General features: G+C 59.3%; 23 protein-coding genes. 15 read left to right on the top strand and 8 right to left on the bottom strand.

The features are described 5' to 3' along the window. The first annotated feature begins 13 nt into the window (after positions 1–13). Both FB009_RS23575 and FB009_RS23570 read left to right on the top strand, forming a co-directional pair. Positions 14–1,639, top strand: coding sequence for a glycoside hydrolase family 43 protein (locus FB009_RS23575; protein ID WP_011975849.1), 1,626 nt, complete (start codon positions 14–16; stop codon positions 1,637–1,639). A gap of 128 nt (positions 1,640–1,767) precedes the next feature. Continuing rightward, complete coding sequence (locus FB009_RS23570) at positions 1,768–2,172, top strand: RcnB family protein (RefSeq protein ID WP_011975848.1); 405 nt, start codon at positions 1,768–1,770, stop codon at positions 2,170–2,172. 83 nt (positions 2,173–2,255) lie between these two features. On the opposite strand, the gene FB009_RS23565 is transcribed toward FB009_RS23570, so the two are convergent. Beyond that, positions 2,256–2,891 (bottom strand): GntR family transcriptional regulator, encoded by a 636-nt coding sequence (locus FB009_RS23565; RefSeq protein ID WP_011975847.1) that lies wholly within the window; start codon positions 2,889–2,891, stop codon positions 2,256–2,258. Between the two features lie 101 nt (positions 2,892–2,992). Here FB009_RS23565 and FB009_RS23560 point away from each other — a divergent pair, with 101 nt between their 5' ends. From FB009_RS23560 to FB009_RS23525, 7 genes are all read left to right on the top strand, one after another. Further along, the gene (locus FB009_RS23560) at positions 2,993–3,760 is read left to right on the top strand and encodes an SDR family NAD(P)-dependent oxidoreductase (protein ID WP_011975846.1); all 768 of its coding nucleotides are present in this window, start codon (positions 2,993–2,995) and stop codon (positions 3,758–3,760) included. A 12-nt stretch (positions 3,761–3,772) separates the two neighbouring features. Continuing rightward, on the top strand, positions 3,773–4,972 hold the full coding sequence (locus FB009_RS23555; protein WP_018208220.1) for a mandelate racemase/muconate lactonizing enzyme family protein: 1,200 nt from the start codon (positions 3,773–3,775) through the stop codon (positions 4,970–4,972). Positions 4,973–5,254: 282 nt separating this feature from the next. Then, positions 5,255–6,523 carry an extracellular solute-binding protein gene (locus FB009_RS23545; RefSeq protein WP_011975844.1) on the top strand — a complete coding sequence of 423 codons (1,269 nt, stop codon included), beginning with the start codon at positions 5,255–5,257 and terminating at the stop codon, positions 6,521–6,523. Between the two features lie 27 nt (positions 6,524–6,550). Further along, positions 6,551–7,453 carry a carbohydrate ABC transporter permease gene (locus tag FB009_RS23540; protein ID WP_024311603.1) on the top strand — a complete coding sequence of 301 codons (903 nt, stop codon included), beginning with the start codon at positions 6,551–6,553 and terminating at the stop codon, positions 7,451–7,453. Continuing rightward, positions 7,450–8,295, top strand: coding sequence for a carbohydrate ABC transporter permease (locus FB009_RS23535; RefSeq protein ID WP_145161985.1), 846 nt, complete (start codon positions 7,450–7,452; stop codon positions 8,293–8,295). Before FB009_RS23540 ends, FB009_RS23535 begins: the two co-directional genes overlap by 4 nt. An 11-nt stretch (positions 8,296–8,306) precedes the next feature. Next, positions 8,307–9,374 (top strand): ABC transporter ATP-binding protein, encoded by a 1,068-nt coding sequence (locus FB009_RS23530; RefSeq protein WP_011975841.1) that lies wholly within the window; start codon positions 8,307–8,309, stop codon positions 9,372–9,374. 11 nt (positions 9,375–9,385) lie between these two features. Beyond that, positions 9,386–10,099 (top strand): PIG-L deacetylase family protein, encoded by a 714-nt coding sequence (locus tag FB009_RS23525; protein ID WP_011975840.1) that lies wholly within the window; start codon positions 9,386–9,388, stop codon positions 10,097–10,099. A gap of 13 nt (positions 10,100–10,112) precedes the next feature. Here the strand turns inward: FB009_RS23525 and FB009_RS23520 are convergent, their stop codons facing one another. Further along, positions 10,113–11,156, bottom strand: a complete 1,044-nt coding sequence (locus FB009_RS23520) for a zinc ABC transporter substrate-binding protein (RefSeq protein WP_011975839.1) — start codon at positions 11,154–11,156, stop codon at positions 10,113–10,115. A 143-nt stretch (positions 11,157–11,299) separates the two neighbouring features. On the opposite strand from FB009_RS23520, the gene FB009_RS23515 reads away from it, so the two are divergent. From FB009_RS23515 to FB009_RS23505, 3 genes are read left to right on the top strand one after another with little or no spacing between them, the layout of a single operon-like run. After that, complete coding sequence (locus FB009_RS23515; RefSeq protein ID WP_011975838.1) at positions 11,300–12,205, top strand: ATP-binding cassette domain-containing protein; 906 nt, start codon at positions 11,300–11,302, stop codon at positions 12,203–12,205. Continuing rightward, positions 12,198–13,025 (top strand): zinc ABC transporter permease subunit ZnuB, encoded by an 828-nt coding sequence (gene znuB / locus FB009_RS23510; RefSeq protein WP_011975837.1) that lies wholly within the window; start codon positions 12,198–12,200, stop codon positions 13,023–13,025. The genes FB009_RS23515 and znuB overlap by 8 nt, the downstream gene beginning before the upstream one ends. Beyond that, positions 13,025–13,423 (top strand): Fur family transcriptional regulator, encoded by a 399-nt coding sequence (locus FB009_RS23505; protein ID WP_011975836.1) that lies wholly within the window; start codon positions 13,025–13,027, stop codon positions 13,421–13,423. The genes znuB and FB009_RS23505 overlap by 1 nt, the downstream gene beginning before the upstream one ends. Before the next feature lie 26 nt (positions 13,424–13,449). Here FB009_RS23505 and FB009_RS23500 read toward each other — a convergent pair whose 3' ends face one another. The 4 genes from FB009_RS23500 to FB009_RS23485 form a co-directional block, all read right to left on the bottom strand. Continuing rightward, positions 13,450–13,980, bottom strand: coding sequence for a gamma carbonic anhydrase family protein (locus FB009_RS23500; RefSeq protein ID WP_011975835.1), 531 nt, complete (start codon positions 13,978–13,980; stop codon positions 13,450–13,452). A 63-nt stretch (positions 13,981–14,043) separates the two neighbouring features. Further along, positions 14,044–14,730 carry a fumarylacetoacetate hydrolase family protein gene (locus tag FB009_RS23495; protein ID WP_011975834.1) on the bottom strand — a complete coding sequence of 229 codons (687 nt, stop codon included), beginning with the start codon at positions 14,728–14,730 and terminating at the stop codon, positions 14,044–14,046. Between the two features lie 188 nt (positions 14,731–14,918). Further along, positions 14,919–15,125, bottom strand: coding sequence for a hypothetical protein (locus FB009_RS23490; RefSeq protein ID WP_011975833.1), 207 nt, complete (start codon positions 15,123–15,125; stop codon positions 14,919–14,921). Between the two features lie 472 nt (positions 15,126–15,597). Beyond that, positions 15,598–15,834, bottom strand: a complete 237-nt coding sequence (locus tag FB009_RS23485) for a DUF982 domain-containing protein (protein ID WP_011975832.1) — start codon at positions 15,832–15,834, stop codon at positions 15,598–15,600. Between the two features lie 403 nt (positions 15,835–16,237). On the opposite strand from FB009_RS23485, the gene FB009_RS23480 reads away from it, so the two are divergent. Beyond that, positions 16,238–16,486, top strand: a complete 249-nt coding sequence (locus tag FB009_RS23480; RefSeq protein WP_127581540.1) for a hypothetical protein — start codon at positions 16,238–16,240, stop codon at positions 16,484–16,486. Between the two features lie 105 nt (positions 16,487–16,591). Here the strand turns inward: FB009_RS23480 and FB009_RS23475 are convergent, their stop codons facing one another. Continuing rightward, positions 16,592–17,230, bottom strand: a complete 639-nt coding sequence (locus tag FB009_RS23475; protein ID WP_011975830.1) for a membrane protein — start codon at positions 17,228–17,230, stop codon at positions 16,592–16,594. Positions 17,231–17,692: 462 nt separating this feature from the next. Between FB009_RS23475 and FB009_RS23470 the strand changes: the two genes are divergently transcribed. Together FB009_RS23470 and FB009_RS23460 are read left to right on the top strand one after the other, a co-directional pair. Next, positions 17,693–17,866, top strand: a complete 174-nt coding sequence (locus tag FB009_RS23470; RefSeq protein WP_011975829.1) for a DUF3606 domain-containing protein — start codon at positions 17,693–17,695, stop codon at positions 17,864–17,866. Positions 17,867–18,230: 364 nt separating this feature from the next. Then, entirely contained in the window at positions 18,231–18,449 is a 219-nt protein-coding gene (locus FB009_RS23460) for a hypothetical protein (protein WP_011975828.1), read from the top strand. Positions 18,450–19,635: 1,186 nt separating this feature from the next. On the opposite strand, the gene FB009_RS23445 is transcribed toward FB009_RS23460, so the two are convergent. After that, positions 19,636–20,682 carry a hypothetical protein gene (locus tag FB009_RS23445; protein WP_145161982.1) on the bottom strand — a complete coding sequence of 349 codons (1,047 nt, stop codon included), beginning with the start codon at positions 20,680–20,682 and terminating at the stop codon, positions 19,636–19,638. Positions 20,683–20,725 lie beyond the last annotated feature (43 nt).

Raw genomic sequence — 20,725 nt, 5'->3', positions numbered from 1 at the left:
GACGGAGACAGAGATGACCGCGACAATCCGCAATCCGGTTCTGCCGGGCTTCAATCCAGACCCATCCATCTGCCGGGTCGGTGACGATTATTACATCGCGACCTCGACATTCGAATGGTATCCAGGCGTACAGATCCACCATTCGCGCGACCTCGTGAACTGGCGGCTGGTGCGTCGTCCGCTCGAGCGGGCAAGCCAGCTCGACATGCGCGGCAATCCCGATAGCTGCGGCGTGTGGGCGCCGTGCCTCTCCTATTGCGACGGGCTGTTCTGGCTGGTCTATACCGACGTCAAGCGCCTGGACGGCAACTTCAAGGATGCGCACAACTATATCGTGACGGCGGAGGCGGTGGAGGCCACCTGGTCCGACCCGGTCTATGTGAACTCGTCGGGTTTCGATCCGTCGCTCTTCCACGATGATGACGGCCGCAAGTGGTTTCTCAACATGCAGTGGAATCACCGCACCGAAAGCTTCGGCGGCTCGCCCAAGAGCCCCGCATTCGACGGTATTCTGCTGCAGGAATGGGACGAGCGGACCCGCAAGCTCGTGGGACCGGTGAAAAACATCTTCGCCGGCAGTCCGCTCGGCCTTGTCGAAGGTCCGCATCTCTTCAAACGCGACGGCTGGTATTATCTCACGGTCGCGGAGGGAGGAACCGGTTACGACCACGCCGTTGGAATGGCACGATCCCGTACGATCGATGGCCCCTATGAGATGCACCCGAACGTTCATCTCATCACTTCCAAGGATCACCCGGAGGTGGCTCTGCAGCGTGCGGGGCACGGCCAATATGTCGAGACGCCGGACGGGCAGGCCTATCATACGCATCTATGCGGCCGTCCGCTGCCGCCGCTGCGCCGCTGCACGCTGGGGCGCGAGACAGCGCTGCAGAAATGCGTCTGGCGGGAGGATGGCTGGCTCTATCTGGAAAATGGCGGTCCGGTGCCGGAGCTAACCGTGCCGGCGCCCGGAGCCACTGGAACCGTCGCTGAGCGCGTCGTGAACGAAACTGACTTCGACGAGCTGGCGCTTCCACCGGAGTTTCAGTGGCTGCGTACCCCTGTTCCCTCGCGCATTTTCTCGTTGACCGCCCGGACCGGTCATCTCCGGCTCTTCGGCCGCGAGAGCATCGGCAGCTGGTTCGAGCAGGCGCTCGTCGCCCGGCGGCAGGAGCATCATTCTTTCCGCGCCGAAACAGTCATCGACTTTGCGCCCGATACATACCAGCAGGTGGCGGGGCTCACGCATTACTATAACCGGCAAAAGTTTCATGCTCTCGGCATCACACATCACGAGACGCTTGGGCGCGTTATCACCATACTCTCCTGTCCGGGGGATTTCCCGAACGGACGGTTGGCGTACCCGATCGGGAGCGGTGTCGCCTTAGCGGATGGCCCCGTTCAGCTTGCCATGGAGGTGAGGGACAACGATCTCCGGTTCTTCTGGCGGGGAACGGCTCAGGCCGAGTGGGCGGCCATCGGTCCTGTGCTCGACGCCGGCGTCATTTCGGACGAAGGCGGCCGCGGCGAGCATGGTTCCTTTACCGGTGCGTTTACGGGAATGTTCGCTTTCGACATCTCGGGCAGAGCGATCCCTGCGGACTTCGACCGCTTCCGGTATCAGGCGCTCACCGTATGAGATTTCGAAAGCGTATGAGAATTGTCTCATAAGCATTAGTAATCATTACCTAATTGTAATGTCCGTTTTCATATTCGGTTCAGGAAGGGAGGCCTAGTTTCACCGGGTAATAACGAAAGGGAAACCCCATGAAACGCCTTCTGATCGCGCTCGTCGCCAGCTCATTCCTTGCCGCGCCGATGGCGCTTGCTCAGCCGGCCGGCTCCTATGAACTGGCGCAGGCGCATGATCGCTATCGCCACAGGTCAGTCGATCGTCATGTCGAAAAACACATCGAGAAACGCATCGACAAACGTGGGAACAGGCATGTCGAGAAGCATGTCGAAAAGCGCGTGATCATCAAGAAGCACCGCTGGGCGCGAGGCCACCGCCTGAGCCCGTCCGAGCGGCGCCACATGGCTTATGTCCGCAACTATCGCCATTATAAGCTGCGGCCGCCGCCGCGGGGTCAGCAATGGGTGCGTGTCGACAATGACTACCTCCTGATCAGCCTTGCAACGGGTGTAATCGTCGGCCTTGCCTCGGCTTATTGAGCGATACCCCGTCTTCCCCCGATCGTGGCCGATCCGGGGAAGACCCCTCAGGCGCTCACGGGTGACCACGACTATCGGGCGGTTCAGGAGAAATGGTTGCCCAGCACCTGCTCGATGTCGCGCTCGCCGCCCTTTGAGATGAATGTACGCAGATCGTCGTGCAGTTTCACTTCGCCGACGCCATCGGGGTGGGTGTGCCAGTCCTTGCAGAACAGGACAAGTAAATGCGGCGTCAGCGCCTCCCATGACCGAACCAGCACGTCGTTGCGGGAATAGCCTAGAATGGTGCGGTGAAACTCAAGATCGCACTTCGCAAGGGCGATGGCGCTCGGGGCTCTGGTCAGCTGTTCCATACGCGCGAGTACCTCGTCCAGCGGCCGTAGTGCATCCGGGTCGGCTCGGACTGCGGCTATGGCATGGCGGATTGCCACGGCTTCCAAAGCAAGGCGAACCTCGCGAACTTTTGCAGCTTGCCCCCGACCAAAATCCACGACCTTCAAGCCGCGCGCACCGGCCGATGTCAGCAGGCCTTTTGCCGCTAGGCTCAAGATAGCTTCGCGTGCCGGAACCCGGCTCACGCCCATGGCTTCGGCGACACTGCCCTCTGTGAGGCGGGATCCGGCGGCCTGCTCGCCGCTTGCGATTGCCAGGACGAGTCGCTCCTCCACTTCCTCCGAAATGGTACGCGAACGCTGAATGGGGCTGAGCAGCTTTGTCATAGGAGTCTTTCCATGGTGATTGACTATAGTATACCGTATTCTGTATAGGAAGCCATCGCTATTGCACGTGATCCGTCGCGCGCGTCGATAGGAGGATTGAAATGAATCTGGCTGGCAAAGTCGTACTCGTAACGGGGGCGGCGCGTGGGATCGGGGCGGCCATTTCTGTCCGGCTCTGGCAGGAGGGCATGTTTGTCTATGCCGCCGATATTGATGAGGAAGCGCTGGCCGGTGCGGCGCCGGCAGGCGCGGATGAACGTTGGATTCCGGCCGGGGTGGACATTACCGATCGGGGTTCGATCGACAGGCTCATTGCCGCAATCGGCCTGCGGTTCGGCGTCCTCCATGGACTGGTCAACAACGCTGCGATGCTTGACGCAAGTCTCTTAGCCGAACTGGACTATGACCGCTACCGCCGCGTAGTGGCGACGAACCTCGACGGAGCGTTGCTTTGCGTATTGAGCGCGCTTGAACTGATCAAAGCTTCCGCACCTTCGGCCATCGTAAATATCGCCTCTATCATGGGTATGGCCGGGTTGCGCGACGCAATTCCTTATTCGACGGCCAAGGCCGGTCTCATCAATATGACGCGCAATCTGGCGGTGGAATTGGCGCCCCAGTCCATCCGGGTGAACGCGGTCGCCCCCGGTTTCATCGACACGCGAATGGCGCGGCTTGCCGATGGCAGCAGCGAATATGCTACCGAAGAATTCAGGGAAGTCTATTTGAAGCACCGGCGGCTCCCGCTGGGTCATCCCGGAACCGCCGAGGATATCGCCGGACCCGTCGCGTTCCTCCTTTCCTCCGACGCCCGCTACATCACCGGCCATACGCTGGTGGTGGATGGTGGGGTTACTGCAACCTATTGATCGGACAATCCAATGACAGCCCATCTTTCTTCCGCCACATCCGTCCCCGGCTTCGACGCGCCGCCAATGCTGCGCATCTCCTCCGTCGCCTGTGTCCCCTTGGTCGGCGAAGCCCCCAAGGGAGGATGGGCCTCTGAAATCCGGCCGGAAGACTCGATTCATGCTCTGATTGCCGTTCACACCGAAGATGGACCATCGGGATATGGCTCGGTGTTCACGAATGGCCATCTGGCCCGCGAGGCGCTGCAGGTGTTGAAACCCCTCCTTGAAGGAGCGAATGCTCTGGAAACCGGGCGGACGACCGAAATTCTGCATCAGAATACATTCTGGATGGGGCGCGGCGGAACAATTACCCATGTCATAAGCGGCATCAACATCGCGCTGTGGGACATCCTCGGAAAGGTTACCGGCCTACCCGTTTCGACCCTGCTCGGGGGCCGTCACATCGAGCGGATCAGGCCCTATTGCTCGCTGCTCATGGACGAGCCCGAAATCATGCGGGACACGCTCGCCCGCTATCGGGAGCAGGGCTATAAGGCCTTCAAGATCGGCTGGGGTCCGTTCGGCCGGCGGGAAAGCTATCGATCCGACGAAGCCATCATCGCCGCTGCGCGATCGGAATTGCCCGAGGGATACGACCTCTTTGTTGATGCCGGGGCCAGCGACGCCTTCTGGCCCAATGGATTGAAATGGGCCTTGCGCACGGCGGAAATGCTCCGCGCCCATGAGGTCGGCTGGTTTGAGGAGGCTCTGGTTCCCGACGATGTCGAGGGATTCGTGACCTTGAGGGCTAACGCCGGATTGCCCATCACCGGGGGTGAGGTGCTCACCCGCCGACAAGCCTTCCAACCCTTTATCGAGCGCGGTGCTTTCGACATCATACAGCCGGATGTGACCAAGGTCGGCGGTATTTCCGAGCAGAAGCTGATCCGCGAAATGGCGGCCTGCCATGGTGTCGAATATGTGGGCCATGGCTGGAATACGGCGCTTGGACTGGCGGCGGATCTGCAGATGGCGGCGGCCTTTCCCAATACCCGCTTTGTCGAATATATCGGCGGCAGCGCCTATGTCGACGGACTCCTCGCCCGGCCTTTCGAACTGAATGCCGAAGGCTATCTCGAAATTCCCTTCACTCCCGGACTTGGCGTCGCGATCGATGCCGAGAAAGTTCGGCGCTACGCACCGGACGCAGACGACCTCCGGCTCGCCTGATGCATGAATTTGCTGCGCCTTTGGCGACCGCTGATGCTGACCGGCGTCCGGCGCCTCAGCCTCGTCGGTGAGGTCACCAACCTCGGCTCGGCGCCGGTCATCTCAAGAAGAGCGCGGGCGCACGACCGCCCGAAAGGGTGATTCAGGCTTTGACGACGCGCGCCGACCATTGCCGGCGCGCTTCACTGCGGACGGTCAATATCGATCTAGCGAATACGGTATACCGTATTGCAAGACGCGGCTGCTTATGGCAGGGTGCGCCCAATGTTGAGGGAGGACTGAATGATACGCATCGATCTCAAAAGAATTTGCAGCGTGGCGGTGATTGCCATGCTGGCAACGCCGGCGCTTGGGGAGCCCGTGACCATCGCGGTATGGATGCATGAACATCCACCAAGACTGGCGCTGGACGAGAAGTTGGTCGCCGCATTCGAGCAGGCCAATCCCGACATAAATGTCGACCTGACCATTTTCCCGAACGCTCAGTTCGAGCAGCGGCTTCAGATTGGATTCGCCAGCGGCGACGGGCCGGACCTGTTCAACAGTGGCTCGTTCAATATCGGGCAATATCGCCATTCCCGATTGTTGGCTCCGGTCGATCTGAAGACGGTGGGTGTCGATGATTTGAATGAACTCAAGGCGAAATTCGGGATCGGCATCGCCGGCGCCGAGTTTGACGGTGTCGCTTACGGACTGCCGACGGAGGTGAGCAATTATGCGTGCGTCGCCAACAATGCGCTGTGGCGTACGGCGGGGCTCGATCCCGCAAAAGATGCACCGGCCACTTGGGAGGAGATGGTTGAAGTCGCCCGCAAGCTGACCCGCCGGGATGACGGAAATGTTCCGGTCGTACGCGGCTTCGACTTCAACTGGTCCGACCCGATCTTCATGTGGTTGACGTTCAACGCGATGGTGAACCAGCTTGGCGGCACCGTCATCGATGAGGCGGCGTTGACTGCGGATTTCGACTCGGTTCAGGTCCGCACGGTCATGGACTTCTGGAGCGCCTGGGCCAATGATTGGGCACTGGGCGGACCGCAATATACCGCGAGCCGCGATGCTTTTCTGGCTGGCGAACTGGCTACGGAATGCACCTTCGGCTCATGGGGACGCGATCAGTTCAAAGCGGCAGGGATCGATTATACCTTCTTTCCTGTACCGCGCTGGCGTGAAGGAACGGTCGATACCGGTTTCAACGCCTATGCCTATTACATGATGGTCAATGCCAATGCCCCGCCGGAACGCCAGGAGGCAGCGTGGCGCTTTGCCGCGTTCTATGCGAGCCAGGGCGAGGCCCTCTTCGAAGAAGCTGGGCTCTTCACCACGGTGCCGGCAGTCCAGGAGCTGGAAAGCTATACATCCGATGGTAGTAACACGATCTTCACCGACGAGCTGGACAAGGCGGTGTTTTCGCCCCGTGTGCCGGGTTTCAACGAGCTTGGCGACGCTCTGGCTCGCGCCCGCGACCGGATCGTTATAAACCATGAAGATGCTTCCGCCGCTCTCGGCGAGCTCGAGGCTGAGGCGTCGACCATTCTCGGACGGTTTTGACGCATGGCGATGAACGACATACGACAAATGGCTGGGAGGTCCGTAACGGACCTCCCAGCTCCCTCCCTGACCAGGCACCGAAAATGGTGGGGTCTGCTGTTTGTCGCCCCGGCGGTCCTGTTCTTTGCCGTCTTCGCCATCTTTCCCATCGGCTTCGGCGTATATCTCAGCTTCACGCGGTATGATCTGCTGACGCCGCCGCAATGGATTGGGCTGGGAAACTACACCGGATTGTTTCGCGATCGCGCATTCCTCGTCGCTATCGGCAATACCATGCTTTTCGTGTTCGGGGCGACTGTTCCGGTGTGGGTGCTTTCCCTGTGGCTGGCGCTCCGGTTCGACCGCTGCTTTGCATCGCGAAATATATGGAAATCTTTGTTCTTCAGCCCTGTGTTGCCGCCATTGGTCGTCGTCGCCGTCATATGGAAGGTCCTGCTGCATCCGAATGGATTGGTGACGGGGCTCGTGGGGCCGATATTCGGCGTCACGGAAATACGCTGGCTTACCGATCCCGTTCTCTCTCGTCTGGTCATGATCGTGGTGAATGACTGGACGATGATCCCGTTCTTCTCGATGATCTGGTTGGCGGGGCTTGCGGGCGTTCCCGACGATTTGCGGCGAGCCGGCGAACTCGACGGTGCTTCGGACAAACAGATATTCTTTCTGATCACCCTGCCTTTGCTCAAGCCGACAGCCGTACTTGTCGCAGCTTTAAGCACGATCAACGCTTTCCAGGCGTTTGTGCTGCAATATGAAATGACCCCCGACCGGGGTGGGCCGGCTGACGCCAACCTGACGCTCGGCCTGCTGATCCTCAAATACGGATTCCAATATTTCCGCATGGGCGAGGCCGCCGCCGCCTCGGTGCTTTTGTTTGCCGTGATCCTGCTTGTTACGGCGGCGCAGCTATGGTTGGGACGACAGAAATGAGTGTTTTCGGTTCACCGCTTCGGCGCTCCGCAGCCCTGTCGGTCGTAATGACGGCCGTGGTGGCGATTGTCTTCTTTTTTCCGATTTATTTCATGCTGGTTTCGGCGTTCAAATCGGAGCCAGAAATCATCTCGCAAAGGTTCAGCTTCCTGCCGCTTGATTTCCAGGGCCCCGGACAGTTCCAGCGGGCAGCCGAAATCGCCCCTCTGGGGACTTATCTGTTCAATAGTTCGCTGGTCGCGGCCATCAATGTCGGGGTGACGCTTCTGTTCAGCGCGCTTGCCGGATACGGCTTTGCCAAGTTCACCTTTCCCGGGAGGACGGCACTCTTCCTCTTCGTTATCTCGACCATGATGATACCCACCCAAATTCTGGTGGTGCCGCTATTCGTCGAGATCAAGCTGCTGGGTTGGGTGAACTCCTACCAGGGTCTGATCGTGCCCGGCATGATGAATGCGTTCGGCGTCTTCATGATGCGCCAATACGTCTACGACATACCCGATGAGATAATCGAGGCGGCGCGGGCCGATGGCGCGGGCGAGATCCGCATCTTCTTCTTCATCGTGCTGCCGCTTCTCACGCCGGCTCTGGCCAGTCTGGCCATCATCATCTTCATCTGGAGCTGGGGAAATTTCCTTTGGCCCTTGGTTGCGGTGACGCGTGAAGAGCTGGCCGTCCTGGCGACCGGGATTACCAGCTATACGCAGCCCTATCAGCGCCAGCCCATGTGGGGAGCAGCCATGGCGGTGGCGACAATTGCCACGCTGCCACTGCTGGTGCTGTTCGTGTTTTTCCAACGATATCTTGTCAAAGGCCTGACGGCTGCGGCGGTCAAAGGTTAGAGGAGCAATCCATGAGTGAGATCGTGCTGCGAGGGCTGCGCAAGTCCTTCGATTCCGTTGAAGTCATCAAAGAGTTCGACCTGACCATTGCCGATGGTGAGCGGTTGGTATTCGTCGGTCCCTCCGGTTGCGGCAAGTCCACCCTGTTGAGGATGATCTGCGGCATCGACGATATCAGCTTCGGCCGGATCTATATCGACGGGGTGGATGTCACCGCACTTCCCGCGGCAAGGCGTGGTCTTGCCATGGTTTTTCAGAATTATGCCCTTTATCCGCATATGACGGTGCGGCAGAACATCGGGTTCAGCTTGCGCGTTGCCGGCGTGGAACGCACCGTTGCCAGCGAGCGGGTGGTTGAAGTGGCGCAGAGCCTGCATCTCGACCATCTGCTCGAGCGTTACCCGCGCGAATTGTCCGGCGGTCAGCGCCAGCGCGTGGCCATCGGGAGAGCCATCGTGCGGCAGCCCAAGGCATTCTTGTTCGACGAACCCCTATCGAACCTCGATGCAGCCCTTCGGGCGGAGATGCGGCTCGAGGTGGCACGGCTGCACAGCACCTACGGCGCAACCATGATCTACGTTACGCACGACCAGACCGAGGCGATGACGCTGGCGGACCGGATCGTCGTCCTCAATCAGGGGCGTATCGAGCAGATCGGCACACCCTCGGAGCTTTACGAACAGCCGGCAAACCGGTTTGTCGCCGAGTTTATCGGAAGCCCCCGGATAAACATCGTGGCTGGGCGAATGGGGCCTGAGGGCATGCTGCTGATGAGCGGCGCCGATCGGCAATTGCCGGTGGCCGCCACCCGCGACGTTCTGGCTGTCGGTATCCGGCCGGAGCATATCCGCCCGGTGGAAACGGGCGGTCACCTGAATTGCACCGTGCGCAATGTCGAGTTTTTCGGCGCGGAGAGCTTTGTTTATGCCGATTGCAATATGGGCGCGGACATCGTCTTCCGAACAGATGGCCGCGCGCCGCTTCGGCCTGGCGAAAATTGCCAGTTGCTGCTGACGCTCGAGCAGATGCTTGCGTTCGATGACGGCGGCAAAACTGTCCCTCTTCAAGCTGTCGTTTAGAGCGAACACCCATGAACGTACTGGCGATCGGAGCACATCCCGACGATATCGAAATCCTCTGCGGCGGCACATTGGCGCTTTATGCCGAGGAGGGGCATTCAATTTTCACGGCTGTTGCCACTGACGGTTCCGTAGGTACACCGGACCTGACGAAAGCCGAGATTTCCGCTATCCGCCGGCAAGAACAGGAGGCCTCCGCCGCCTTGTTGGGCGCGACACTGATCTGGATGGGGTTCGAGGATGAGTGGTTGTTTAACGATCGTCCCACCCGCACGGCCTTTCTGGACGCCATCAGGCAGGCTGATCCCGACATCATGTTCGTGCATTCGCCCAATGACTATATCGCGGACCATCGAGTGGCCAGCCAGATTGCCACGGACTGCCGAATTCCGGCCAGCGTGCGGCTGGTGGAAACGGCACTGCCTGCCTGCAGCAAGATTCCGCATGTCTTCTTCATGGACAACGTCGCCGGCATCGACTTTTCCCCGGAGCACTATGTCGATATCTCGTCGGTCTTGCCGCGAAAGGCGGAAATGCTAGCCTGCCACAAGAGCCAGGAAATCTGGATGCAGCAGGCTTATGGCGAAAGCCTGTCCGGTATTATGCTACGAAATGCGAGGCATCGCGGCCTCGCCATCAATGCCGAAGCCGCCGAAGCATTCCGCTCTCTCAGAACCTACCCGGTCACTCGAGGCGACGACCTGCTGCCCGGCAGAGCGCGATGACGTATCAGGTCGCCTAGGACAGGCACTCCTTCAGCGAAGCGCCGATGCTTTCCATCAGTTCGAAATAGAGGTCGGGGCCTGCATCGAGGGTGCCGCCTTCCGGGTCGAGCGTGCCGGATTTCGCCGGCGTGCCTTCGATCACGACGCCGACGAGCTTAGGCTCGAACTGCGGCTCGGCGAAAACGCAGGTCGCGCCCAATTCCTTGATCTTTGCGCGGATTTCGGAGAGTCGTTCCGCGCCGGGCAGCACTTCGGGGCTGACCGTGATCGAACCGGCCACGCGCACTTTGTAGCGGTGCTCGAAGTATTGATACGCGTCGTGGAAGACGACGAACGGCTTGTCCTTGATGGCAGCCACGGTCTCGGCAAGGCTCTTGTCGAGAGCGCCGATCCGCTCGTTGAGCTTCTCCAGGTTTGCTTTGTAAGTGGCGGCGTTGTCCGGATCTGCCGAGGACAGGGTCTTCTCGATCTCGGCCGCCATGGCCTTGGCGTTCATCGGGTCCAGCCACATGTGCATGTCGAATTCGCCTTCGCCATGATCGTGATGCTCATGGCCGGCTGCGTTCTCGGCACTCGCCGCTTCGCCGGCATGGGCATCGCCGTGATCCTCGTGCCCGTCATGGTCGGCTTCCCCCGCGTGACCTTCGCCCGCGTGACCCTCATCAGCGTGACCTTCTTCACCATGATCATGCCCCTCGAAAGCGCCGCCCTCGCGGAATTTCAGCTTGTCGAGCCCAGGGGCTTCGCCGAGTTCGACCACCCGGGCTCCTGTGCTGAGCGCATCAAGCGGCGTGTCGAGAAACGCCTCGAGGCCGGGCCCTACCCAGAATACGACCTTCGCGGCCTGCAGTGCGGCCGCATTTGAAGGTTTCATCGTATAGGTATGAGGGGAGGCGGCGCCTTCCATGATGAGCGACGGCTCGCCGACTCCCTCCATGATCGACGCGACCAGCGAGTGGACCGGCTTGATCGAGACGACCACATTGGGCGTCTCCGCAAGAGCTGGGGAGGCCAGAAGAACCGTCGAGGCGAAGAGAAGGGCAGTCGTCGATTTCATTGTTTTCTCCAGTTGTCCGGGAGGGCTGTGCCGGTTCTTGCGCACCGGCGTTGCTTGAAACGGCACTGTTATGTTATTACATCAATTGCGTTATGCTATAACGTGTGCGATAGCCAGTGGCAACCACCAGCCGGATTTTTTTGATGCTGAATTTCCGCTCACCAGAAACGACGACCTTGGTCAGTCTCGCCAATGCGGGGGTGTGTCGAAACGGGAAATGGCTCGTACGCGGCGTCGATTTTTCGATCAGCCGCGGGGAGATCGTTACCCTCATCGGTCCGAACGGGTCGGGCAAGACGACCACGGCGAAGACGGCGATCGGCGTGCTCAAACCGGATGAAGGTCATGTCGAGCGGGTTGCCGGCTTGCGGGTCGGCTACGTGCCCCAGAAGCTTGCCGTGGACTGGACGCTGCCATTGACGGTCGAGCGGCTGATGACGTTGACCGGGCCGCTGAAGCGCCGGGAAATCGATGAGGCGCTTGCCGCGACGGGCATGCTGCACATGGCGAAGGCTGAGGTCCAGCATCTTTCGGGTGGCGAATTCCAGCGGGCGCTTCTTGCGCGCGCGATCGCCCGCAAACCCGATCTTCTGGTCTTGGATGAGCCGGTGCAGGGCGTCGATTTTTCCGGCGAAATTGCGCTCTACGAACTGATCAAGCAGATCCGCAATCGCACCGGCTGCGGGATACTGCTCATTTCGCACGACCTCCATATCGTCATGGCGGAGACCGATACGGTCGTCTGCCTCAATGGCCACGTCTGCTGTCGCGGAACGCCGCAGGTGGTGAGCCAGAGCCCGGAATACCTCAAGCTGTTCGGACGTCGGGCAGCCGGCGCTCTTGCCGTTTACAGTCACCACCACGACCATACGCACCTGCCGGACGGGCGTGTGCTGCACGCCGACGGCAGCATCACCGAGAGCTGTTTTCCCGACGACGGCCATCACCACGGTGAAGCCGGCAATATCCATGATCACGAACCCGACTGCGGCTGCGGCCACCACACGCGGCTGCAGGGCTACGACGGTGCGGAGAAGCGTGATGCTTGACGATTTCTTCATCCGCGCGCTCGTCGCGGGAATAGGCATTGCCATGGTCGCGGGGCCGCTGGGTTGTTTCGTGATCTGGCGGCGCATGGCCTATTTCGGCGATACGATGGCGCATTCGGCGCTGCTCGGGGTGGCACTTTCGCTGCTCATGGACCTCAATCTTATGGTGAGCGTCTTCGTCGTCGCCTCCGCCGTCTCGGTGCTGCTTCTCTTTCTGCAGAAGCGAGGCGCGCTCTCGACGGACGCGCTGCTCGGCATCCTCTCGCATTCGGCGCTGTCGATCGGTCTGGTCATCGTCGCCTTCATGACCTGGGTCCGGATCGATCTCGTCGGATTCCTTTTCGGCGACATCCTCGCGGTTTCAAGAGCCGACATAGACATCGTATGGGGCGGCGGCATTCTGGTCGTCTTCGCGCTCGTCTATCTGTGGCGCCCATTGCTCGCTTCCACCGTCAACCCGGAACTCGCCGAGGCGGAAGGGCTCAAGCCAGAGCGAGCGCGGCTCTTCTTCATGCTGCTCATGGCCCTGGTGATAGCGATCGCGATGAAGATCGTCGGCATCCTGCTGATCACCTCGCTGTTGATCATACCGGCGGCAACCGCCCGCCGCTTCTCCTCATCGCCGGAAACAATGGCTGTGCTTGCTTCTCTCATCGGAGCGGTCGCCGTGGCCGGCGGGCTTTTCGGCTCGCTTCATTGGGATACGCCGTCGGGTCCGTCTATCGTGGTTGCGGCGCTGGCTCTTTTCGTGCTGAGTCTGCTGCCGGTCGGTCGCCGGATCGAGAGCGCCCCGCATTCTTCGCATGGAGGACATCACTGATGGCTACGCCTCAACTGACAAAGAACCAGGCGCTGGTCATGGGGGCACTAACCCATTCAGACGGGCCGCTGAGCGCCTATACCATCCTCGATAAGCTGCGCGACCAGGGATTTCGCGCACCGTTGCAAGTCTACCGCGCGCTCGACAAATTGCTTGAATACGGCCTGGTTCATCGCCTGGAGAGCCTCAACGCTTTCGTCGCGTGCGCGTGCCCGCATGAACACGAGCACGAGCATGGCGTCACGGCCTTTACCATCTGCGAAGGCTGCGGTCAGGTGACCGAGCTCCAGGACGAGGTGATCGAGGAACGGCTGTCGACGCTGGCGCGTGCGCAGGAGTTCAAAACGGAGAAGACGACGATTGAAATCCGGGGTCAGTGCAAGAGCTGCGCCATATAGGCTCCGGAAATTGGACGGAGTGTGGATCAATCCAGCAGCGTGAGCTGGGCAGCGTAGCGCTGCCAGTTCTTCACATAGTGTTCGGCCGAGCGCTTCAATCCTTCAACTGCGGCGTCATCCAGGGTCCGCACCACTTTGGCAGGGGCGCCGACGATGAGTGAGTTGTCGGGAAATTCCTTTCCCTCGGTCACCAGCGCATTGGCACCAACGAGGCAATTGCGGCCGATCTTCGCACCATTCAGCACCGTCGCTCCCATGCCGATCAGCGAGTTGTCGCCTATGGTGCAGCCGTGAATGATTGCACGGTGTCCGATCGTGCATCCTTCGCCGATGGTGACGGGTAAGCCTGGGTCAACGTGTACGACGACGGATTCCTGAATATTCGTGCGAGCGCCGATGCGGATCGGCTCGTTGTCGCCGCGCAGGGTCGCGCCGAACCAGATGCCGACATCTTCGCCAATCTCGACCTGCCCGATGATATTGGCATCCGGTGCGACCCAATAGCTGCCTTCGGTCGGGGTCTGTGGTCTAAGCGGTCCTAGAGCGTAGAGCGGCATGCAAGGGTCCTTTCAGAGTTGCGGCTGTGTCCTTTAATCAAGCGCGCTCTTCGTTCCGCCCGTTCAAACGATCGTGACCGACATCGCGCCGATCCCATCGACGCCGCAGGCGACGACATCGCCGCGCGTGACGGGGCCGACACCCGCCGGCGTCCCGGTCATGATGATATCGCCCGGAGCGAGAGTGAAAAGGCGGGAGAGCTCGGCGATGATTTCCGGCACTTTCCAGATCATCTGGTCGAGATCCCCCTGCTGGCGCAATTCGCCATTTACCTTGAGCCATATGTTGCCGCTTACGGGATGGCCTATCGCAGTGACCGGAACGATCGCGGATACCGGGGCTGAATGTTCGAACGCCTTGGCGGCCGTCCAGGGCTTGCCGGCCTTCTTCGCTTCCGCCTGCAGGTCACGCCGCGTGAAGTCGATGCCGACACCGTAACCGAAGATGTGATCGCCTGCTTCTCCAGCGGGAATGTCAGCTCCGCCGCTGCGCATTGCGACAATCAGCTCAACTTCGTGATGCACGTCGGACGAGAGCGGCGGGTAGGGGAAATCCTCGCCCGGCAGCAGAATATTGTCGGCGTTTTTCTGAAAGAAGAAAGGTGCCTCGCGATCCGGGTCATGGCCCATTTCGCGAGCATGGGCTGCATAGTTGCGGCCGACACAATAGACCCGGCGCACCGGAAAGCCGACGGAACTACCCGAGATCGGCAGCAGGACGAGGGGCGGGGGTGTCAAAACGGTCTGCATGAACGTCCGGCTCCGTCATTCTCTCTCGGCTTCGCCCGAAGAGCTGGTTCGACAATATCGACGCATCGGATTCCGCCCTGGCGAAATTGGAGCGACTCCGAATGCGAATCTGGAGAGGACGTTAGCAGCCGAAACGGCTGCTGCAATAGGTCGGGCGTGAGAATGTGTTGGAGCCACTCCGGCGGGGCTCAGGCGCAGCGAGCATAAGCCTCAAGCTGGTCGCGTGTGAGGAACCGCCCGTCGGAGCGCGAGTTGAGATCCGGATGGCTGTATTCGAGGCGCGGGACTTCGGGAAGTTCGAGGGCCTGGCGTACGGTCATGATGCCGATTTCCTTGCGGCCGCTCTCGCGCTTCATACTGACTTCCACGATACGATAGAGATGACTCTCTCTCATGATAGCTCTCCCGTATTATTCTTTATGTCCCTCTATCCTGGGACCTTAAAACATTCGAAATTGGTTTTTGTGAGACAATCCGGAATGTAACACCCGTAGATGAAGGCTTCGCGACAGAAATCAGGCTGCTTTGCGAAGATTTTTGATTGATTTCGAGACGGGATCTCGCTGCTGGTGTGGTCCCCTCCTCATATGCGCTGAATTGACTGCAATAGTTCCGCCTGTAAGGGCGCGTGAATATTGCGACGCACAATGATTATATTACAATAGAGGCAAGCGCGGCTGCATACGCGGTAACGTCCTTTCCTTCCGAAATGCGTCCGGGCAACACCTCCATGTCACTGCTTGCCTGAAATCGTGAACGGTTCGAGAGCGGAAGAGGAAAGCGCGCGGTTTTCCGACTGCATCGCTCCAGCCTGTCAGAATCGATCGCGTTCATGACTTCAGGTCGACCCGGACCTGAAATCGCGACCTAGTGCGCTTTGAGCCGCGCCTCTTCAGCAGCGGATAGAAACAGCTTGCGCGCTTCCTCACAGGTGCGCCGCCCGTCGATCGCAGCGCGGCACGCACTTCGCGCGGCCACGTAGTAGGGGCCTCGATATGGCCAATGGTCCGCGAGGCACGCGAGCGCGTCGGAAGGTCCTTTGACCATGCGCACATCACCTCCGTTCAAACCAAGCTCGATAGGGTCTCTCCATAAAACCTGCATGCTTCTCCTCCTGGATTCGCAACGACACGAATTAAGGTTCGCCTCGTCAATCTGTGCACGGTCCGGTGAGGCAGCGATTCGGCGCTGCCGATATCATCTACAAAAACGCTGTCGACCCGGCCCGGTTCCCTCCCGAATATGGATCGGAGGACCAGTCCGAGCGCTTCAATGTAGCCGAGGGATCCCCATTTGTCCGCAACTTTGCTGAAACACGGTTTCCTTCTGCCCGCCGCCGTCACCCGAGCCGTTATCTCTCCCGCACTTCCCTTTTGCTCCTCCGTCGAGGGGCTTTATCGATAGTTGTTTTTCCATTTGCTACTCGTATAGGGATATATCCCCTTAAATCGCGGGGTTTCAAGCACTTGGCTCTCATCCTATACATTTTCAGGTGTTGGAGGCTGGAATGGTGAGGGTTGCAGAGATCCGTTTGACTTGGCTGCCGTTGCAGAACGGAACTTTCTGCGCGATGCTTGGCAGGCATGAAGTCGCTTTTGTCATGAAACGCCATGCTCTGAGTGATTGGGCCTGGCGCATTTCCCACTGCAACGGGACCGGTGAAACAGGCTTCCGCTATGCACCGACATTCGAACGCGCGAAGGCGGAGGTTCTTGCCGGCATACAGGAGTGGTTCCGTCAGGCAGGTTTTGATTAAGCTTCAGCGGCATACCCGAAGATTGGAAAGCCGCCGCGCTGCGGGCGCAACGCGGCGGCTGGAGGGTGTGCTTCTAAGGGTCAGGCATATTTAAGTCGTCGTGCGTCAGTTGCTCGGCGTGGTCGTTGGGCTTTCGCTACCGCCTGAGCCGGTATCCTGACCGCCGCCTGAGCCGGTATCCTGACCGCCGCCGGAGCCGCCATCCTGACCGCCGCCTGAGCCGCCATCCTGACCGCCGCCGGAGCCGCCATCCTGACCGCCGCCGGAGCCGCTGTCCTGACCGCCGCCGGAGCCGCTGTCCTGACCGCCGCCGGAGCCGCTATCCTGACCGCCGCCGGAGCCGCTGTCCTGACCGCCGCCGGAACCGCTGTCCTGACCGCCGCCGGAACCGCTGTCCTGACCGCCGCCGGAACCGCTATCCTGACCGCCGCCGGAGCCGCTGTCCTGACCGCCGCCGGAACCGCTATCCTGACCGCCGCCGGAACCGCTGTCCTGGCCGCCGCCGGAGCCGCTGTCCTGACCGCCGCCGGACCCACTATCCTGACCGCCACCTGAGCCGCTCTCCTGGCCGCCGCCTGGCACGCTGCCGGCGTCGGCAACGACAAGAACATCGCCATGTTGACCGGAAAGCGCCGTACTCTGGCGCAGGCCGTCATCGAAGGCCGCTAGCGAGGCAAACGGCGTGGCAACGACATAGGCGAGACCAAGCAATGGACCGATGAGATTTTTTCCTGTTCTGCGCATTGTCCTGCTTCCTTCCCTGAAGTTTTGGACATGTTTCGAACCTCAGCCTCCAACGGGGCGAAGGATGGCACAGAAAGCACAGGCTTACGCAAGAATATTATAAACGTCTGATCTGCAACAGAATATCGGATTATAGGTACCCGCCGCCGCCCAAATTTGGCCACAAGATACAATCGGCAGTACTCTGTGACGGATTGCAATACATCCAACCGACCCGATAATGCTTTTTCTTCTATCGGTTATATTAAGAATTTCTCTTTCACTCGGCGATTGTGCCGGCTTTGCTGCAAACCGTTCGTGGTTTGCTGCATGTAGCGGTGGCAGGGCAAAACGGCTGGAAGAGGTGAAGCGAAAGCTGAAGAGAGCCATGGTTGTCCTCGTCGGGTCAACACCGCGTGAGGTTCCGATCTTGCCGCGACGTGAATCGCCCCTATCCTTTATTGTTCATCATGGAGGAACCGCATGGCAGACAATCCTGAGAAGAAAGGCCGCGATCGAGACCTGGTCTCCGAACAGGAGCACGAGGTCGCCTATCTAATGAGGACGGCCAAGGTGACGCGGCAAAAGGCGCTTCGAGCGATCCGGGAGGCCGGGCCAAGCCGAGAAAAGGTGATAGAGTATCTCGGCAAGCAATGACCCGGAATCAGCAGGAAGGCCGACGTTTCTCGCGCACCCCGCGCGCTCGGCAAGGCAGATCGAAGTCGCCGCGCCGGATTCCAGCGCCGCGCGACTTCGAGATCTCCTGAAAAGCGGCATAGGCGCCCTTGCTGTATTTCTCCCATGTGTTCGCCGCTGATCTCCAGACTCGCCATCGATGATGGTTGCGCGTGGGTGAGCGGCTCGGCAGCAAACGCCGAATGAGCAGCAAGTAGACGAGCCAGAACAACGCCTACTGGCCGAGCGAGTTCATCCAATTCCTAAAGTTCGAATCTGGTGGAACAGACGCCCACCTTAAGAGTTTTGCTGCAACACGTCCGTGTGAAGGAGGAAGGTTTGTGCCATGTTGCCCTCAACTTCATCTGTTCATGTCGTAGCTCCGGATGAGCACATTCTAACGGTCCAAGAGGCACTGGAGCCTTTGTACATGAAACTTGAGCAGGAGGCGGAGGCCAAGCTGCTCGAGGCAGCGGTGTCAGCCGGCTGGTCAGCCGAGGAAGCACTTGAAGCCATCGATGAGCTAAAACGGCATGAGCTCGAGTCAATAGCCACCCAGCACTAGAGGGTCCCTGAGCCTCGAAACCCTGATCCCCGGGGTCAATGCCGGGTTTGCGCCTCATGGCGCGATTTCCATTCATGCTGATGTTCAAAGCCGAACACATCCGGCTCCGCCTGAGCGACCGCGAAACCAAAGCTGCCCCGTTTCGTGCTGCCGGGCTGCTCGAAATCGTGGTGATAGGGGCCAGCCTCCCAATTGGGCTTTGCGCTCTGTTCGCCGCTAACCAAAGACCTCCGATGGGTCCCCAATTCTGGGGAGTTCGACTATCGATTGATTGTTCTTCTTTTGTTCTTGCATTATCTCGTCGTCATGGTCGAGACAATTGGCGAAGCTTTCAGCCTGGGATGGCAGCTTAAAGCAAGGTGTGCGTTCGGAAATCGTGAGGGCATGAAGTCCGTTCGGCAGTGTACGTGGAGCTATGATCTGGACATGCTGACGCTGGTCGCGACCCGCGGACGGGACTTTCCGCTGGCGATGCTCGCCAGTCGCCTCCGCTGTCCGCGATGTGGGTCCAGGCGCATTGCCGTCGTGTTCATGCCACCGATTGAGGGAGATCGGCGGCGAGGGGCTGCATGATCTTGGTGTGGACTGTCACGCCCTCTCGCATTATGCGGATCTGCGCAGTATATGTTTCTGCCCGTCCCGGCGCTTTCGTTCGATGGTGCCCATGAATTTGCCACGAGCCCCCGACCGTTTGCGTCAATATAGCGGTAGCACAGCGGAAATAGGCTGAAACGGGATCAAACGAGAGCTGACGAGATATGAAGGAAACGGCGCAAACGGCTGGAAACGTGGGGGAAGGCAAGTACTTCAAGGCGCCTGTCTTCGCCGTGGCGCCTATGATCGATTGGACTGAAACGGCGATAGAATCATTTAAAAACAATGGCGTCCGCAGATTTGTAGCAAAATTGTAGCACGCCGATGTCAACTCGGCGACTTGAGCGGGACATTAAGTGCCTGCATTCAGGGGCCAAGTCGCAGCTCGGGTGTCCCCGCGGCCACTGGTTTGTGTAGAAGCCGAAAGCAGGCGGCCGCTGGCTCGGGTCGCGCTTGCGCCAATTGCGGCCTTTCCCTCCGACCGAATCTTGCAGGAGGTTCCTTTAATACACGAGATCATTCTACCTGTCGCCATAGTTGCGCCCAGCATTCCCGCAGGAAGGGGCGCAACATGGCGTCGGAAAAAGACGCGCTACTTTTTGGGAACCGCTATAAATGTATCCATCAGCGCCGTAGCGTCCACTTCGGCGTAGCTTTTAAAAGGAGTCTGGAATGCGACCGATATAAACTTGCATACTTGGCGATCCCCCGGCTTAAGGTCGCCCTCCGCAATTGTCACACCAATGCCTCGTTTCGCAGCGTAAATGATTCGAAATGTCCCCGGAATAAGAGCCGTATTCTGGGCTTCATCTGGCAAACGGACGCAGACGTCCCCGCCGACATCTCCACGATTTTCCTTCGTAGCCACTTTGTATGATTTTCCGCCGGGCATCGTGGAATCAATAACGCCCTTTCCTAACTCAAAGGCGGCGCGGGGCGGAACCTCGAACGTTTTAACCTCATTGTTGACAATAATAGCAACCTGAACACTTTTATCAGGATCACGTTTGACCGTTACAAGAGCCATTTTCCGATCGAATATGTCACCCTCAAACGTCGGACCGCTACCTTCCAGTACCTGGCCCTGTGACACCTTAACTATCACCTTTGCAGTTGCAATTTCCGGCCTCTCAAGGGGCTGCCAGTTTATGCTTACGAAGAATGTTTCGTCGTCAACGATCTCTCCAGGAAATGAATACGCGATCTCCTCCTTCTGCCGGGAGTGAATGCATTCTACGTACGCTTCAACAGCATTGTCGCTTAAAGTTGACAGATGCAGTGTGTCCATCTCCCGTCGCGAGTATTCAATCTTGAGAAGCTTTTTTAGTGTGTTGCTGACGTTCTGTGACGAACCGAAGTCAAACCCGAAATCCCCGTACTTCGCACCAATTTTTGTCTTGTCTGCCTGATCAGCCGTGGAAGACATTTTATCGAGTACGGCTAAATTGACCTCAAGGTTATGGCTTAAGTCGACTATGTCTGGCTTCAGAACAGGCAGACAAGATTCTGGTTCCTGTGCGAGCGCCGGCAAGGTTGTGACCTGCCACTGAACTTTCATCCAGCGGCGATTAGAGCCTCGGCGGTTTTTGAACCGCTCCAGGTTTCTGGACCAGCGGAGGCTGGAGTTTTTCGGCTTCATTCAGGGAGGCGGGCTGGTTGCGCCTCCCGAATTCATCAGCGAG

This window comes from Sinorhizobium medicae (assembly GCF_007827695.1).
In the GTDB taxonomy this organism is placed as follows: Bacteria; Pseudomonadota; Alphaproteobacteria; order Rhizobiales; family Rhizobiaceae; genus Sinorhizobium; species Sinorhizobium medicae.
The sequence above is the reverse complement of the archived record's forward strand: the minus strand, read 5'-3'. Positions and strand labels throughout refer to the sequence as shown.

Excerpts from the sequence above, each read along its gene's own strand:
- FB009_RS23575 (WP_011975849.1), top strand. The coding sequence starts at position 14 with ATGACCGCGACAATCCGCAATCCGGTTCTGCCGGGCTTCAATCCAGAC.
- FB009_RS23570 (WP_011975848.1), top strand. The coding sequence starts at position 1,768 with ATGAAACGCCTTCTGATCGCGCTCGTCGCCAGCTCATTCCTTGCCGCG.
- FB009_RS23565 (WP_011975847.1), bottom strand. The coding sequence starts at position 2,891 with ATGACAAAGCTGCTCAGCCCCATTCAGCGTTCGCGTACCATTTCGGAG.
- FB009_RS23560 (WP_011975846.1), top strand. The coding sequence starts at position 2,993 with ATGAATCTGGCTGGCAAAGTCGTACTCGTAACGGGGGCGGCGCGTGGG.
- FB009_RS23555 (WP_018208220.1), top strand. The coding sequence starts at position 3,773 with ATGACAGCCCATCTTTCTTCCGCCACATCCGTCCCCGGCTTCGACGCG.
- FB009_RS23545 (WP_011975844.1), top strand. The coding sequence starts at position 5,255 with ATGATACGCATCGATCTCAAAAGAATTTGCAGCGTGGCGGTGATTGCC.
- FB009_RS23540 (WP_024311603.1), top strand. The coding sequence starts at position 6,551 with ATGGCTGGGAGGTCCGTAACGGACCTCCCAGCTCCCTCCCTGACCAGG.
- FB009_RS23535 (WP_145161985.1), top strand. The coding sequence starts at position 7,450 with ATGAGTGTTTTCGGTTCACCGCTTCGGCGCTCCGCAGCCCTGTCGGTC.
- FB009_RS23530 (WP_011975841.1), top strand. The coding sequence starts at position 8,307 with ATGAGTGAGATCGTGCTGCGAGGGCTGCGCAAGTCCTTCGATTCCGTT.
- FB009_RS23525 (WP_011975840.1), top strand. The coding sequence starts at position 9,386 with ATGAACGTACTGGCGATCGGAGCACATCCCGACGATATCGAAATCCTC.
- FB009_RS23520 (WP_011975839.1), bottom strand. The coding sequence starts at position 11,156 with ATGAAATCGACGACTGCCCTTCTCTTCGCCTCGACGGTTCTTCTGGCC.
- FB009_RS23515 (WP_011975838.1), top strand. The coding sequence starts at position 11,300 with ATGCTGAATTTCCGCTCACCAGAAACGACGACCTTGGTCAGTCTCGCC.
- znuB (WP_011975837.1), top strand. The coding sequence starts at position 12,198 with ATGCTTGACGATTTCTTCATCCGCGCGCTCGTCGCGGGAATAGGCATT.
- FB009_RS23505 (WP_011975836.1), top strand. The coding sequence starts at position 13,025 with ATGGCTACGCCTCAACTGACAAAGAACCAGGCGCTGGTCATGGGGGCA.
- FB009_RS23500 (WP_011975835.1), bottom strand. The coding sequence starts at position 13,980 with ATGCCGCTCTACGCTCTAGGACCGCTTAGACCACAGACCCCGACCGAA.
- FB009_RS23495 (WP_011975834.1), bottom strand. The coding sequence starts at position 14,730 with ATGCAGACCGTTTTGACACCCCCGCCCCTCGTCCTGCTGCCGATCTCG.
- FB009_RS23490 (WP_011975833.1), bottom strand. The coding sequence starts at position 15,125 with ATGAGAGAGAGTCATCTCTATCGTATCGTGGAAGTCAGTATGAAGCGC.
- FB009_RS23485 (WP_011975832.1), bottom strand. The coding sequence starts at position 15,834 with ATGCAGGTTTTATGGAGAGACCCTATCGAGCTTGGTTTGAACGGAGGT.
- FB009_RS23480 (WP_127581540.1), top strand. The coding sequence starts at position 16,238 with ATGGTGAGGGTTGCAGAGATCCGTTTGACTTGGCTGCCGTTGCAGAAC.
- FB009_RS23475 (WP_011975830.1), bottom strand. The coding sequence starts at position 17,230 with ATGCGCAGAACAGGAAAAAATCTCATCGGTCCATTGCTTGGTCTCGCC.
- FB009_RS23470 (WP_011975829.1), top strand. The coding sequence starts at position 17,693 with ATGGCAGACAATCCTGAGAAGAAAGGCCGCGATCGAGACCTGGTCTCC.
- FB009_RS23460 (WP_011975828.1), top strand. The coding sequence starts at position 18,231 with ATGTTGCCCTCAACTTCATCTGTTCATGTCGTAGCTCCGGATGAGCAC.
- FB009_RS23445 (WP_145161982.1), bottom strand. The coding sequence starts at position 20,682 with ATGAAGCCGAAAAACTCCAGCCTCCGCTGGTCCAGAAACCTGGAGCGG.